This is a genomic window from Lentisphaera profundi (genome assembly GCF_028728065.1).
Taxonomy (GTDB): domain Bacteria; phylum Verrucomicrobiota; class Lentisphaeria; order Lentisphaerales; family Lentisphaeraceae; genus Lentisphaera; species Lentisphaera profundi.
Genome location: NZ_CP117812.1, coordinates 1,919,091 through 1,934,134, shown reverse-complemented (window position 1 = coordinate 1,934,134; position 15,044 = coordinate 1,919,091). Strand labels below are relative to the sequence as shown.

Genomic DNA, 15,044 nt, shown 5'->3' with positions numbered 1-15,044 from the left:
AATTTGTTTTATTTACTTAAATCAGGCTTTTTTTTGGACTTCATTAAAATACTTAAATCGTTAACGATTAAATACATAGCAGGAGCAAGTACTAGCATTACGACAGTGGCGAAAACGATTCCTAGCCCTAAAGATATAGCCATGGGTACTAGAAAACGTGCTTGACGGGAGGTTTCTAGGATCATGGGTCCTAAACCACAGAAGGTAGTGATAGTGGTGAGTAAAATAGGACGGAAGCGTCTTATTCCTGAAAGGAGTATGGCCTCTTCGGCATTCTTACCTTTTCTTACTTGCTTGTTAGCATAGTCGATAAGCACTAATGAGTCATTGATAACAACTCCAGAAAGTGCAATGATACCCATGAAGCTAATTAAGCTTAAAGGAAAGCCCATTATTGAGTGAGCAAGAACGGCTCCACCTATGCCAAAAGGAATACATAACATGATAATAAGTGGTTGAATATAACTTCTGAAGGGGATAGCTAGCAAAGTATAAATCCCGAAGAGTGCAATCAAAAAACTAACTTTAAGTGAGTTGACGCCTTCTCGTAAATCTTTTTGTTTACCCCTAAACACTTGTTTGAGTCCAGGGTATTTTTCTTGTAGTTTAGGGAAGTCCTTTTCTAAGACTTCACTTAAAATAAATTCACTCTTACTCTTAGGGGTGACATTGGCTTTGATTTGTATCGTTCGATTCCCATCAAGGCGATTAATTTTTGTGTAGGCGCGGCCACTTTTGAATTCAACAACTTCTTTGATAGGAATGCGTTTTCCGTTACTGGTTTGAATGAGCATCGAGTTCAGATCGTGTTCGGTGGCCCGCTCTTCTTGCGGGTATCGCAAAAGAACTTTAACTTCGTTGCGACCTCGTTGTTGACGTAGAGCTTCGGCACCATAAAAAGCTTGACGGATTTGCTTGGCGACTTCAGATGAGTTGAGTCCTAAAGCAAGTCCGTCAGGACGCATGGTGAAATCAAATTGACGTTTGCCTTGAGAAAATCCGGGGTCGATATCTTTGACGATGGGATAAGCGGCTAGCGCCTCAGACAATTCTAAAGATGCCTGCTCGAGGATATTATTATCTGGATGGGTTAAACCAATACTGAGTGAAGATCCCGAGCCCGGCCCCCCACGATCTGATTCGAAGACAAGTGATTCTAAATCTTCAATTCCACGACTTTTTTCCCGCCATAAACTCGTGAATTTTTCGGTGCTAATGGGTCGAATTTCAGGATCTTTGAGGTAGACAAGTACTTCTGTGACATGGGGTCCTGATTGACCAGTACGACTACCTCCGCCAATTTTTGAGTAGTAGCCAACTAATAACTGATCCCCACCATTTTCGGCAACGACTTCTTTAGCACTAGCGAGTAATTGTTCTTGTATTTTTAAACTTTTTTCTTTAGGGGCGCCATAGGGGAGTGAGGCAGTGACAGAAGCAAAATCTGATTCAACCGACATCATGGGGACGACGCCAATTCGTTTACTGTTTACAAAGCCAATAATCCCAAACATAAAAGCACAGGCCACGGCGAGTACAATATAGCGATTTTTGAGGGCTAATTTTAGGATGGGGCCGTAAATCTTATTAACTGCACGCATGAAGAGCTGGGAGAACTTTTGTTGGATATTAAAGATGATTTTTCCAATGAAGAGTCGTTCACGTTTTTCCGAGTGGGCTAAGTGCGAGGGGAGGATGAAGAGGCTTTCGAATAAAGATATAGCAAAAACACTAATGACAACAATGGGGATTGTGTACCAAATTTTGCCGATTGTACCGGGCATATACATGAGAGGGAGAAAAGTAACAATATTAGTGATGACACTAAAGGTGACCGGCACAGCGACATCTTTTGTGCCATTAATGGCAGCTTGAACGAATGTTTCTCCTCGTTCTCGATGTTCATACACATTTTCACCTACAACAATCGCATCATCGACAACAATGCCTAAAGCCATGAGGAAGGCAAACATAGAGATCATATTGATGGAAATGCCAAACATTGGTAATAGAACAAAGCCACCAAGGAATGAAATTGGGATGCCCATCATCACCCAAAAGGCCAGGCGTGCCTCTAAGAATAGCCCCAGAGAGAGTAAAACTAAAGAGAGACCTATAAGTCCATTACGGCTAAGGAGGTTCACTCTTTGCATATAGGTCTTTGATTTATCCATGCGAATGACTGACTGCACGGTTTTGTTTTGAGCATTGAATTCATCAACAATGTCGTAAACATCAGAAGAGATTGATAGGGGAGTTTCTTCGCCGACGCGATAGATGCTAATATTGAGTGCTGGCAAGCCGTTCCAAAAAGTGATTTTATCCTGGTCTTCGTTAAAGCCATCTTTTATACGTCCTAGATCCTCGAGTAAGACGACGTCACCATTGGCTAGACTAATGATGGGGATTTTTGCAAATTGTTCGCCATAATCACGCCTTTCTTTCATGCGTAAGAGGAGTTCGCCATTCTCAGTGCGAATTCCTCCGCCAGGGATTTCGACACTTTGTTTACGGATGATGGTAGCCACTTGATCAAGTGTAAGTTTATAACGATCTAAAGTATCTCGACTGATAGATATAGTGATTTGGTGATTGCGCATGTCAGTAATGTCGACTTGGCTAATTTGATCACTGCTGAGCAGGCGGCTACGTAAGATTTCTGTCTGATCGGCCAAGAGTCGTTCATTAACATTTCCATAGACTGCGATGTCAAATACATCTCTGCGGTGACTGCGTAATTTGACTTCAGGTCGTTCAATCTCTTCGGGAAAGGTACGGATGCGATCGACTTCTTGTTGAATATCTTGATAGACCTTCATTCGTTCATGGCCTTCAAGCAGTTCAATTGTTATCGAAGCATTGCCTTCAGATGCAGTTGAGTTGACTTCTTTAATCCCTTCAATGCCTTGTATATTTTCCTCAATGGCGCGGATAATACTTTTTTCGACTTCTTCAGGACTTGCGCCAGGGTAAGCAATCGATACCGAGACCGTATCTAAATCGAAGTCAGGGAAAACTTCTTGTTTAATTTTATTAGCAGTGAAAAGTCCGCCAACAAGTAGCGCAATCATAATGAGATTGGATGCAACGGGGTTTAGCACCATCCATGCGATAGGTCCTTTCTCTATATCTTTATTTGAGCCTCGGCTCATTTTTTATTCCTAATGGCTTCAAGCTTTAAGCCTGGGACAGCCGAACCTATGCGAGTCGTCACGAGTAAATCACCATCTTCAAGACCTTCCTGAACATAAATGTATTGCGCGTCTGACCAAAGGATCTGCACTTCTTTGATGGCGAGTCGACCCTCTTTGTTTATCAAATGTAGCTTATTGCCTTCATGAACAATGTTTGCCGGTATTTTATAGATATTTTTAATTTGGGGACCAGCAATTGTAACTCTCACATAAGCATTGAGTAAAAGTGGCGTATCGTGTTGTTCTAAGGGGGCCTTAACGTCAATGAGGATTCGTGCTCTGCGTGCATTTTCAGAGATGTTGGGTAGCTTGCGCAGAACTCGTCCTTCCCAAGTAAAGCCTTTTGAAATAACGCCACTGGGGATAATAGAGGCTTTCGCACCGAGGGAGTCTTTTGTCTTCGTCTTTATCCATGGGAGTCTTTCGTAGGCAATCGAAGCTTCAATCCAAAAGGTGTCAGAATTTACCAGTTCCGCAATGGAGCTTTGAAGATTCACTTGTGAGCCTTCAGTTATATTACGAGTGATAACTTGGACATTATAAGGCGCGCGAATTTTTGTTCTGGCAAGGTTGAGTTCGGCCTGTTTAAGCTGAGCTTTTGCCGCGGCGATATCGGCCTGAGCTTTATCGAGATGCGGGATACGCAAAATGAGTTGTTTTTCTAGATCGCTAATTTTGTCGCGATCTTCAAGGAAATTCCATTCGTATTTAGCCACATCTTGCTCCCCCCGCTCAAGCTGATAATTAAATTCAGCTTCACGGAGTTCACTACGGGCTTTTGTAATAGCAATTTCGAAATCAGTAGGATCAATTTCAACAAGAATTTCTCCTTTTAGGATAGAGCCACCTGGATGCAGTGATGGATGGATTGAGATGATTTCTCCGGTAATCCGAGGTTTAATGCTGAGTTTTCTCTCCGGAATAACTTTTCCACTAGTGTAAAGGACGATGCTCTCGGTCGTTTTTTTGAGTTCCATGAGTCGTACGCGGACGGCTCTTTCCTTGCGGGGCTTAATTGAGTTTTTTGGTGTAGTGTCCATTAAGTACTGGTAGTATTTCCACGCGGCGATAATGATGGCAACTACGATAAGTACCTGAATTACTGAAGCTACAAAAGATTTTACTTTCATGTTATTTATTCCTTTTTACGGCTTCTGGAAGAAGTTTCATATTTTCTTCTAAATCCCATGAACCACCTAAGCTACGATGGATTTCAATGCGATTGACAATGAGTTGAGCGCGTACTTCTGTTAAAGTTCGTTGGGCCTGTTGGTGAGTGGCTAATGCCGTAAGTACTGGTAAGTAATCACTTAATCCTTTGCGATAACGTCTTCTCGTTTCATCAAGAGTATTTTTAGCATAATCCACTTCAGTTTTCACACTGGAAATTTCTTCAGCACGCCATTTTTCAGCATTCAAAGCCTGCTCAACTTCATTTAAAGCCCTTAGTGCGGTCTCTTTATAATTGAGGTAATTTTCGTCGCTTTTCGCTTTCGCAAGAAGTTCTTCGCTTTCCAGTAAACCGCCATCTAAAATGGGAGCCGTTAAACCCGCCATTATATTGCTGAACCAATTATCAAAAAGACGACTGAATTTTTGGTTGTTGAAATTAGCTTGGGCGCTGAGCGTTAAACGTGGGAGCTTGGCTTTCGTGGCACCACTGAGACGAAACTCACTGGATTGAAGTTGGAACCAAGATTGCTGGACATCTGGTCTTTGACTAAGAATCTCTGAAGGAATGCCGCTATTGGGCAAAGCCTTTAATTGGGGTAGTTGCAACTTGCCTAAGTCAATTTGAGTATCAAAATTTTGACCAGAGAGTAGAATTAATTTTAATCTTAGACGATCTCTTTGCTCTTCTAAGTTAGGGATCAAACTTTTGACACGAGCGACTTGTTGGCGTTGCTGGAAGAGGTCAACAATATTTGCTAAGCCGCGTCTTTGGCGATGAGCAATAATATCTAAGCTTTGTTCGTTCGTTTTTATTTGTTGATTGAGTAAGTCGAGTTGTTCTGAAATAGCTTTGTAGACCATCCAACTTTCGACCACTTCTGCCGATAAGAGTAGGGCGGTACTGTGCACGGCTAATTTTTGTGATTCATAATCCATTTCAGAAGCGCTAGTCTGATCACTGATTCTATCCCAAAGGTCAATTTCGTAACTTGCTTTTAATCCGATTTTATATTCTTCGCTACCAGAAGTTTCTTTACCATCGTTGCCATCGACTTTTCTTTTATTCCCTTGTGCTTCAGCAATTCCATCAAGTTTTGATTTTTGATCAGAGCGACTTATGCCTAGGCGTGCTTCCGCCTGTCGCAAGCGTGCCCAGCTTTGAGCTAGGTCTAGATTATCACTAAAGACTTTGTCCATAAAATCATTTAGCTCGCTATCATTGAGGCTTAACCACCATTTTTCAGTGATGTCTAGAACTGGAGAAAGGTTTTCTTCGGAGAAGGTCTTTGGGCTAATGAATTCAGGTCGGTGTTTTACATCCCTTTCAATGTTATTGCAGGCGACCAAAAAAACGCATATGATTAAATGTTTATAGGGCATAGATGTGTACTTTTTAACTACTAGATCTTAAGCTGAGCTCTTAATCTTTCATTTGACTAAGAAAAACAATAAACTTAACGAAAAATTAAAAAATCCTATTTCTGTATTTTTACCAGTCGATTTATTAACAAAGAGATCATTAATAAAATACTTATTTTACTATTAAGGGGAGAGCTTAGTTGTTCTAGTCCTTACAGGGCTTGACCAAGTTGAAAATTGAGCCAGTTTTGATAAAAGGAAATATTATTAATGATTAAAAGTGAATTTTTAAGAATAGACAAACGTTTGGTCCTCTTCAGTGGTGGTGCGGATAGTATGGCACTGCTGCATCTGATGAAGGATCTAAAACAAGTCGATTTAGTACTTCACTTTAATCATAACTTACGTGGTGCTGAATCCGATAAGGATGAACTCTTTTGCACTGATTTTTGTAAAAAACATCAACTCCCATTCAAATCGGTGAGTTTAGACTTAGCGAGCGCACGTCAAGCAGATGAGGGTGATGAACAAGTCGCACGTCGCTTGCGATTGGCGTACTTAGAAGAACATTTTACTTCGTGGAATATTTATTTGGGGCATCACCAAGATGATGTGCAGGAAAGTTTTTTCATGCGTGCGATGCGAGGGGCCAATAGCAGTGGTCTTTGCGCTCTTCGTAAGCAGAGAGATTTAGGCAGCCTACACTTGATCCGTCCATTACTTACTTATTCACGAGAAGATTTACGAGCTTATCTCACCAAGCATGAGCTTCAGTGGAGAGAGGATGCCAGTAATCAAGATGCCGACTATTGTGATCGCAATTATTTGCGCAATGACTTGATCCCCAAATTAACTCAATTGGGTAAGGGACTCAAGCATACTCTTAAACATATAGCTGAAGATGATGACTTTATTCGTCAGCAGGCAGCTAAAGAATTATTAGAAGGTCTAAGTGTTGATGGATATCGAAACTTACACTCAGCATTAAAGCCTCGCGTTTTACGTCTATTTCTGGAACAACAAGCAGTTCACTATGTGCCCACGGCAGCGTCTTTACAGAGATTAGCCAAAGAATGTGAGAATTTACCAGAGGCTTATAAGGATATTCCTCTGGGTGAAGGCGTAGAATTGCGAATCTGGAAGAATGGTGAGATCTCTTTGCCTCCAAGAACTCAAAGCATTGAATGGGATTGGGGAAAGCAGGAATCAATTGAGTTTGAGGGATATAGATTATTTCTCAGTACATCAAAATCAGCGGAATATTTTAAGCTGAGTGAGTTGCCGAAACAATTTGTTTTGCGAACTGCGCAGAAAGGCGATAAGATGAAAATTTTGGGACGCAAGAAAAGTACCTTGCTAAGTAAGCTTTTTTCAGATGCTAAACTCAGTCAGCAAGAGCGTTGCTCTTTCCCCCTTCTTTGTACTAATGATGAAATTATATATTTGCCTGGCCTTCGTCGTTCAGAGTTTGCTGCTGTAAAAAAAGAACACGATCACATTGGGATTAGCTATGAAAAACTTTGATTTAACTGCAATAGCAAAAGCTAGTGGAGCCATTTCGGTGGCTTGCCTCGACTTAAATGACCCAGAACTACAGCTAGCACTAAAGAACCAGGGAAAATCAAGTCAAGTGTGGTTAGATGAGGGCTATGGTGCTGACATGGTGTATTTGCAGCGCATGCTCGAAGATAAGGTGAATCTTCAGGGGACTTTTCCTGGAGCTCAATCCGTCATTATCATTACTTTTACGAACAAGTGGGGGATGGAAGATGCTGAACACCCTTTCCCTCCTGTCGCAGACGATGCTTTACGGGGATATATTTCTGGCTATGCAAAAGAACAAGATTACCACAGAACAGGCCATGAGATTTTAACTGAGATTCACCAGAAACTGAAATTAGAGCTAGGTGACTTTGAGGCGATTCCTGCAGTGGATACAAAGCCTGTATTTGAACGATTTCTTGCTGCCTATGCAGGTTTAGGCATTATAGGGCCAAACGATTTATTAAGAACGCCAGAACGCGATGTTCGCGTCTTTATAGGCTCTTTATTCTGCAATGTAAAAATACCCGAACTAAAATTAAAACCGGAAATGCCATTCCCATGTCATTTTTGTCGTGCCTGCGAGAAACGAGGTTGTCCTACAGGGGCAATAGCAGAAGGCAAAGCTTTTGATTCCCGACTGTGTATTTCTTATTTGACAATAGAGAAAAAAGGATTGTTAGACAAAGGGCAGCGAGATTTGATGGAAGAGTGGTTATTTGGCTGTGACTGGTGCTCGGTTGTTTGTCCACCTAAGGAAAAAGAGGATAAACGTATCCCCGTTGATTTGGATTGGTTACTCAAATCAAGTGCGGGCGAAATTCGTCGCCTCATTAAAGGAAGTGCCGTGGAATATGCCGGAGTGCAAAAACTGCGTAGGAATGCAATCGTGATTTTGCGTAAATCGCAAGATGAGCGTGCTAAAGAGCTTTTGCAGTGGTGCCGAGAAAATATGCAGAGTGAGTTGCTCTTAGGGCAAATTGATTGTGATTAGATAAACACAAAAATTCATTGAAAATAGAAGTGTAGATAGTTGCTTTGGAAAGTAAGTTCACGTATGTTTAGGTATGGGCTGCTGACCCGGTTCCACAGCCGTATATCATTCCTTGGTCAGTGGCTCGTTTTTATTCCCTGAAATCAAACAATCTAAAATATATCAAGACTCATTCTTTTACTTTGAAAAGTATTTGTATGACGTAGTTAATGGTATAGATATTTTAGATGTTTTTTGATAAAGTATAAATTTGGATAAATAATGACTGACTCCCCTCACAAAGAAGATATGAAAAAGCTCCAAAAAGAGCAAAGAGAAAAAGTAAAATCAAAATTGATTGATCGCGGCATTCTTATTGTTAATACCGGTGATGGCAAAGGTAAATCCACGGCAGCTTTTGGCACTGCAATGCGAGCAGTAGGGCACGGTTATAAAGTTGCCGTAGTACAATTTATCAAAGGCAATTGGTCTACTGGTGAGCAGAAGATTTTTGAGAAGTTTGATGAAATCACCCATGTAGTATCAGGAGATGGTTTCACCTGGGATACTCAGGATAAGAGCAAAGATATCGAGTCCGCAGAAAGTGGCTGGCAAAAGGTAGAGGCATTAATTGAAGAATGTCGTGGTGACAATCCTAAGTATCACTTAATCGTTTTAGACGAACTTAATATCGCGTTATCTTACGGCTATTTAGATGTAAAAAAAGTTGTCGATGTCCTCAGAGATAAGCCTGAGAACCTCAATATCATGGTGACCGGTAGAGGCGCTCCAGAAGAGCTTATCAGTATTGCAGATACTGTAACAGAAATGAAACCTATTAAGCATGCTTTTGATAATGGGATTCAGGCACAACGGGGTATTGAATACTAAAGATTAAAATCTTTGAGTAGCCTTATTACGATGAAAGAATCAATGCCATTTAACGAACAAGAAAAAGAATCTTTCTATAGATTGTTGAATGCACGTCGTGATGTGCGTTCGGGTTTTTTGGATAAAGCGGTTCCCGATAATGTATTGCAAAATATTTTAGCTGCGGCCCATGAAGCTCCTTCAGTGGGTTTTTTGCAGCCGTGGAATTTTATTATCATTCGTTCGCAGGCGACAAAACAGAAAATAAAAGAGGCCTATCTCCAAGCAAAAGAGACAGAAGCCGAATTATTTTCTGGAGCGCGAAAAGATTTATATGAGAGCTTAAAGCTCGAAGGAATTTTAGAAGCACCCCTCAATATATGTGTGACCTGTGATCGCAAAAGAGATGACAATAACCAGCTTGGTCGTTCGACTCAAGGTGAAATGGATATCTATAGTACAGTATGTGCTATACAAAATATGTGGCTTGCAGCCCGAATAGAAGATGTGGGTATGGGCTGGGTAAGTATATTGGAGCCCATGCAAATTCGTAAAACTCTTGATATACCGGATTCAGTAGAGATTGTGGCTTACTTGTGTCTTGGTTATGTAGATGAATTCAAAGATAGTCCAGAACTTGAAACTAAAGGCTGGAATAAACGCTTGGATTTAGAAGACCTTGTTCGATATGAAACATGGTGAAGTTAAGAAATAAAAAGGGCTAATGATATAGCCCTTTTTATATTATAACTTTAAGCGAAAATCTCTTTCAATATACCGGTACTATCACCGAAGGAATCTGTTTTGATCCCAAGAGCTTTCAGTACGGAATAGTGCATGTTATTCATAGGTAACTTATCTTCATAGTTGGTGTAAGAACCATGCTTTAAGCCCATGTTGCTACCGCCAGCAAGGATGAGCGGAAGGTTCTTGAAATTATGAGTCGAGCTACAACCACTGCCAAATAATAATATAGTATTATCTAAAGCCGTACTTTGACCTTCTTTAATGCTATCTAGGCGTTTCATGAAGTAGGCGAGGCGTGATACGAGAAATTGGTCATAGCGTGACCAATTTAGATAGCCACCTTCGTGATTACCTCCATGAGAAAGGCTATGATGACCACCGGTTTTTAATAATATTGATGAGAAGGTATCAGCAATGCCCATGCCATCTTCACGAGTCATCATAAAGGTCGCAGTACGTGTGAGGTCAGCTTCAAAAGCCAGGCTGATGAGATCAAACATCGTTTCATAGTATTTGTCTGGCTGGATAGTCATATCGACATCTAAGTTTAAATGACTCGAATCGACATCTTTTATGGGGGTGTCAAGCCATTTGGAACTACGATTGACATTATCTTCTATTTCACTTACAGAACTTAAGTACTGCTCCATTTTTTCACGATCATTCTTGCCGAGTTTTTTATTGAGTTCGCGAGCATTGTCAAGAACCATATCTACAAGTTTACCCTCGTAATTGAGTTCTTTTCGTTGTGCATCAATAGAACCAGATCCTTGCTTGAAGAGACGTTCGAAAATTCTTTTAGGATCATTTTCCGAGGGAATAGGTCGACCATTGCGATCGAAAGAAATAGTTCCTATACGTGATTTGAAACCAACACCACCATCACAAGAGATGTTGAGGTGAGGAAAGCGAGTTTTTGAACGGAATTCAGCTGCTGCCACTTGGTCAACTGATATAGTGTTGGCATACTCGCTACCGCCTAAATTAGCTCCTGTCATCCAAAAATCACTACAGACGTGAACATCTGCTAAGGCTGCATTGGGATGGTGAAGGCCACCGACGATACTTACTTTGTTGCGGAAAGGAGCTAAAGGTTTTAGGGGCTCTGTCATTGTATAGTTTGAACCCGTTTCGTGAGGGAACCAATGCCAGTCTTTGTGTGCAGGGTTACTTTCTGGAGGTAGACTTACTCCATTGCCGAAATACATATGGCAACTGCGACGAATATTGTCTTGTTCCTTTTGAGCTTCTTCGCCCATAGCTTCGAGACAGGGTAGGGCAAGAGATACGCCAAGGCCTTTGAGAAAAGTCCTGCGTGGTAATTTCCATTTAGAGTTTTTCATAATAATTCCTTTAAAACTTGAGGAATAGATCGCTCTTCACAATCGATTCAATTATTGAATGTATTTGATAGTTGGATGATTTAGCGTCTTTGAGAATAGCTTTGATTTCATAGTCATCAGCAAAGGATAGTGAACGTCCCATAGCATAAGCACTTAGGTGACGCACGAGAGAACGTGAAACGAGATCGGCTTTTTCATTGATGAGATAGGCTTTCAATTCGTTTAAACCATTAACCTCAGTGCCATCAGGAAAGACTGTGTCAGCTGAAATGAGTTCCGAAGGAGCTTTAATTCGGCCCGTCGTATCATAATGCTCAAAAGGCAGTCCCCAGGGATCAATCTTCATGTGACAGTCACGGCATGCGGCTTTGTCGCGGTGAAGCTGGAGCTGTTCTTTAATTGTGAGTTTTGCTAAAGCTGCATTTTCTTCATCAAGCGCAGGGACATTGGGTGGTGGTTTGGGAGGAGGTGAATCGACGAGCTTACGGGCGAGCCAAACACCACGTTTAATGGGGCTAGAATGTGTTCCCGTAGAAAGAGCTGTGAGTAGTCCGCCATTGGTGATAATGCCACCTCGTTGATGCTTTGCTTCTACTGGAGTCGCTGTGAATCCTAAGCTATCGACTGGTGGGAGATTATAGAATTGAGCTAAACGCCAGTCAAGAATCGCATAATCCGAATCGATAAAATTCATAATGCTAAAATTATTTTGTAAGACATGTTGGAAGAAAGAATAAGTTTCTTTTTTAAAACTATTTTTAATATCTTGATTATAACCATTAGAGTGTTTTTTATCGATCACTACACGCTCTAAACGTTCAACGTCTAACCACTCACTTGAGAAGTTTTTGGAGAAGTTAAAACTGCGTGGATCTTTGATCATACGCTTGATCTGTTGTTTGATATCGCGATGTAAAGTTCCATTTGAGGCAGCGCTAAAGAGTTCTTCATCAGGCATGGTATTCCATAAGAAATAAGATAAGCGAGAAGCTAATTCATATTCTGTTAGCTGCTTACTTCGAGTTCCCTCGGGTTCATTGATATAAAGGAATTGTGGTGAACTCAGAGCAATCGCCAAGGTTTCTTTGATACTTTCATTAAAATCTTTTTTATGCTTGTAAATGATAGTCCAAAACTTGTGATGACGCTTGAGTTCTTCTTCGCTGATGGCGCGTCGGAAAGCTTTCGGAAGGAAATTAGCTAGGATTTCTTTAGCATAAAGGGCTTCATTAGTACTGTTTTTCGATTCAATGAATATTTTTTTCTGCTGTGCACTTGGCCATGTTTTATGAGCATTACTTTCAAATTCAATTGAATGAATAACGAGATCAGTATTTTTATTTTGGTTCCATGGTGTATTCCAAAAACCAAGGTGCAGTAGATTAGCGAGATAGTTTTTGTTTGTAGGGTCATAGGCAGGAAGGGGATAGTCATCAATAAAAGTGGTGAACTCATATACTTGAGGAGAATCAAGTGGCGCGTTAACTTTTTGTATTTGCTCAACAATTCGAAATTCTTGGCCGTCATCGCGACGATTACCAATATAAGGACGTAGATATGAATATTGGTTTTGAGAATATTCATTGAATTCTTGGACGGTTTGTAAGTTGCTGACTTTAGTTAAAAGTACATCGCTTACAGGGATATCATGTCGAGAATAAATATGTAGGTGTTGATGGCCTTTCGATAGTTTGATTAAGCCAGCAGCATAGATTTTTTTATCATCTTTATAAGAAAAGTTAACATTCTTAATCGCTGCATTATTGATATGTATATTAATACCACTGCTTGGTTTCTTTTGTAGTTTAAGCTCGACTTGATACAGGCCACCTTCATCTGCTAAAGAAAAACTATGGTTAATAGTATGGTCAATAGGTTTAGGTAATTCGTACTCGCCTTCTTTGATAGCTCTTGCCGGACTTATGTTAAAGGCTAGAGCGTCTCCTGTAAAAGTACCCGTTTTATCATTAAATTTTGCGATCGTATTTTTCTTGTAAACCATAGCTAGATCTTTGGATTTTCTGGTGGCTTTCTTGAGACCTTTAATTTTGCCATCAGTACCTTTTAATGGCGAAAGAATGAAGTGAGCAAATTGAGGTTTTGTTTTCGCGGTTATTTGGATGTTTATATCACCCTTCTTTAAATTACTAATAGCGATGGGGACGATGAGCTTTTGGGCACCTTTTTTCACTTTAATATTTTGTAGTAAGGTTTTTCCAATGCGAAGATTGATGGGACCATCAAGTTCACTAAGAAGTTGTGCATCGATTTGATAATGACCCGCTTTTTCTATCTTAAGTGTATCTTCAATGATGAACTTAGGTTTTTCCATATTGGCATTAGGTGGGTAGGAAGGGATGCACTGTAAGTCAGGTAGAATAGTACTAAAACCATTAAAGTTTTTAGTTTCTTCATTAAAAGAAGCAGAGGGGCTTAAGTTAGTGTTTTTCATAAAAGTTGAGTTGGGACCCATAGAGGCTTTTACTCGTATCGTTATCGGGCCAGACCTGGGATAATCCCGCAAGACGAGCTTCATTTGGCCCGAGGGGCCATTGCCGCCAGCTTTGCCAAAATTGAGATCGCCACGAGGACTTAAAGTTACGCCCTCTTTAATGACTTTGCCCTTATTACTGCGCATTTCAGGGTACACTGCGTGAAATAAACCTTTAAATTCTTTGTCGCCTTTCACGGTGCTATTGCCTTTGTAGCCTTCGCTGAAAACGTAGTCCGTTTTAAGTTTCCGATGAATAAAGGGGTACTTATGTATGGGGGTAGGTTCGCTTACTTTATATTCATGTGTAGGAATTAATTGAGCGCCAGGGCCCATGGTAAGTTGTTCACGGTGTGAAGGGTTAGCGCTGCTCCCAAAATCAATTTTGAAGTTCATGATTTCGGGTTCTTTTTCCGAAGAAATAACTTTATTTAAAGCCTTGCGAGTAATGTCTAAATAGTACTCCATTTGAAGTGTGGATACATCTAAAGTATCGCCGTTGTTCTTAAAGCCTTCAGGAGAAAAAGCATCTTCGGGTAAATCGCGCGCAAAGTCGAAGTCAATGCCTAAGAGATCTTTGAGTGTATTGTTATATTGGTCGTTATTAAGGCGACGCATGACCGTACTGATTTCACCCTTGCGAACTTCTTTTGCTTTTTGGAGCTCCGCAGTCAGAGTTTCAATCATAAGGCGACGCTCTTTATCGTGGAGTTGGTCGGCTTTTTTTGGAGGCATTTCACCGAGATTAATAATGTCGAGGACTTCGTACCATCTTTGAGCATGGATACCATGAACGAGGTCTTGATCCATGTTATCAATACGGAAATCGCCTTTTTGTTTGTCTTCGTTGTGACATTCGATACAGTACTGATTAATAATTGGAACTAAGTGTTCAAAAGTTTTAGTCTTAGCTTTCATTTGAACCACTTCACCTTTCGGCTCTGCTTTATCTTCTAGCTCTAAACCTTTTGGCCATTTTGCGCCTTCCGCAATCCATGTTTTGATCAGTGTGATTTGATCTTTTGTTAAAGGTTCGCCTTTTCCTTTTGGAGGCATGATATCATCGTCGTCGTGATCAAGGCTAATAAGATCGACTAAATAACTTTCTTTAATATTGCCTGCTTCAACGACATCACCTTCGATCATGAATTTGTGAGTATGGAGTCTGAGATCACCTTTGTCTTTTTCTATGCCGTGGCAAGCGATACAGTTTTTTTCTAAGATGGGTTTGATTTGAGTCGTGAAATCAATAGGCTTAGCCAAGGCTCCGGAAGAGCATAGCAAAGCAAGGGAAATGGCGATTTTTTTACTGATCAAAATGATATCCTTTGGTTTGAGCAAGTTTGTATTAT

Annotated in this window: 9 protein-coding genes; 4 read left to right on the top strand and 5 right to left on the bottom strand. The window is 40.6% G+C overall.

Translation table 11 applies throughout. The features are described from left to right. Positions 1-8 precede the first annotated feature (8 nt). Genes PQO03_RS18960 through PQO03_RS18950 form a run of 3 tightly spaced genes read right to left on the bottom strand, consistent with a single transcriptional unit; the run spans position 9 to position 5,747 of the window. Positions 9-3,152, bottom strand: a complete 3,144-nt coding sequence (locus PQO03_RS18960) for an efflux RND transporter permease subunit (RefSeq protein WP_274152586.1) — start codon at positions 3,150-3,152, stop codon at positions 9-11. Further along, a complete protein-coding gene (locus PQO03_RS18955) occupies positions 3,149-4,324 on the bottom strand; it encodes an efflux RND transporter periplasmic adaptor subunit (protein ID WP_274152584.1) in 1,176 nt (391 codons plus the stop codon). Before PQO03_RS18955 ends, PQO03_RS18960 begins: the two co-directional genes overlap by 4 nt. Position 4,325: 1 nt before the next feature. Further along, positions 4,326-5,747 (bottom strand): efflux transporter outer membrane subunit, encoded by a 1,422-nt coding sequence (locus PQO03_RS18950; protein WP_274152583.1) that lies wholly within the window; start codon positions 5,745-5,747, stop codon positions 4,326-4,328. Positions 5,748-5,996: 249 nt separating this feature from the next. Between PQO03_RS18950 and tilS the strand changes: the two genes are divergently transcribed. The 4 genes from tilS to bluB all read left to right on the top strand — a co-directional run bounded on the left by tilS (position 5,997) and on the right by bluB (position 9,813). Continuing rightward, entirely contained in the window at positions 5,997-7,250 is a 1,254-nt protein-coding gene (gene tilS / locus PQO03_RS18945; protein ID WP_274152582.1) for a tRNA lysidine(34) synthetase TilS, read from the top strand. Next, positions 7,237-8,262, top strand: coding sequence for an epoxyqueuosine reductase (locus PQO03_RS18940; protein WP_274152580.1), 1,026 nt, complete (start codon positions 7,237-7,239; stop codon positions 8,260-8,262). Before tilS ends, PQO03_RS18940 begins: the two co-directional genes overlap by 14 nt. Positions 8,263-8,523: 261 nt before the next feature. After that, positions 8,524-9,132, top strand: coding sequence for a cob(I)yrinic acid a,c-diamide adenosyltransferase (cobO, locus tag PQO03_RS18935; RefSeq protein WP_274152578.1), 609 nt, complete (start codon positions 8,524-8,526; stop codon positions 9,130-9,132). A 12-nt stretch (positions 9,133-9,144) separates the two neighbouring features. Continuing rightward, positions 9,145-9,813: a 5,6-dimethylbenzimidazole synthase gene (gene bluB / locus PQO03_RS18930; protein ID WP_274152576.1), complete on the top strand. Its 669-nt coding sequence runs from the start codon at positions 9,145-9,147 to the stop codon at positions 9,811-9,813. Positions 9,814-9,863: 50 nt separating this feature from the next. Here the strand turns inward: bluB and PQO03_RS18925 are convergent, their stop codons facing one another. After that, on the bottom strand, positions 9,864-11,201 hold the full coding sequence (locus PQO03_RS18925; RefSeq protein ID WP_274152574.1) for a DUF1552 domain-containing protein: 1,338 nt from the start codon (positions 11,199-11,201) through the stop codon (positions 9,864-9,866). A 10-nt stretch (positions 11,202-11,211) separates the two neighbouring features. Next, positions 11,212-15,009: a DUF1592 domain-containing protein gene (locus PQO03_RS18920; RefSeq protein WP_274152572.1), complete on the bottom strand. Its 3,798-nt coding sequence runs from the start codon at positions 15,007-15,009 to the stop codon at positions 11,212-11,214. Positions 15,010-15,044 lie beyond the last annotated feature (35 nt).

Bases quoted from the DNA above. Each gene is read 5' to 3' on its own strand.
- cobO (WP_274152578.1), top strand. From the start codon at position 8,524: ATGACTGACTCCCCTCACAAAGAAGATATGAAAAAGCTCCAAAAAGAG.
- PQO03_RS18925 (WP_274152574.1), bottom strand. From the start codon at position 11,201: ATGAAAAACTCTAAATGGAAATTACCACGCAGGACTTTTCTCAAAGGC.
- PQO03_RS18955 (WP_274152584.1), bottom strand. From the start codon at position 4,324: ATGAAAGTAAAATCTTTTGTAGCTTCAGTAATTCAGGTACTTATCGTA.
- PQO03_RS18950 (WP_274152583.1), bottom strand. From the start codon at position 5,747: ATGCCCTATAAACATTTAATCATATGCGTTTTTTTGGTCGCCTGCAAT.
- PQO03_RS18940 (WP_274152580.1), top strand. From the start codon at position 7,237: ATGAAAAACTTTGATTTAACTGCAATAGCAAAAGCTAGTGGAGCCATT.
- tilS (WP_274152582.1), top strand. From the start codon at position 5,997: ATGATTAAAAGTGAATTTTTAAGAATAGACAAACGTTTGGTCCTCTTC.
- PQO03_RS18960 (WP_274152586.1), bottom strand. From the start codon at position 3,152: ATGAGCCGAGGCTCAAATAAAGATATAGAGAAAGGACCTATCGCATGG.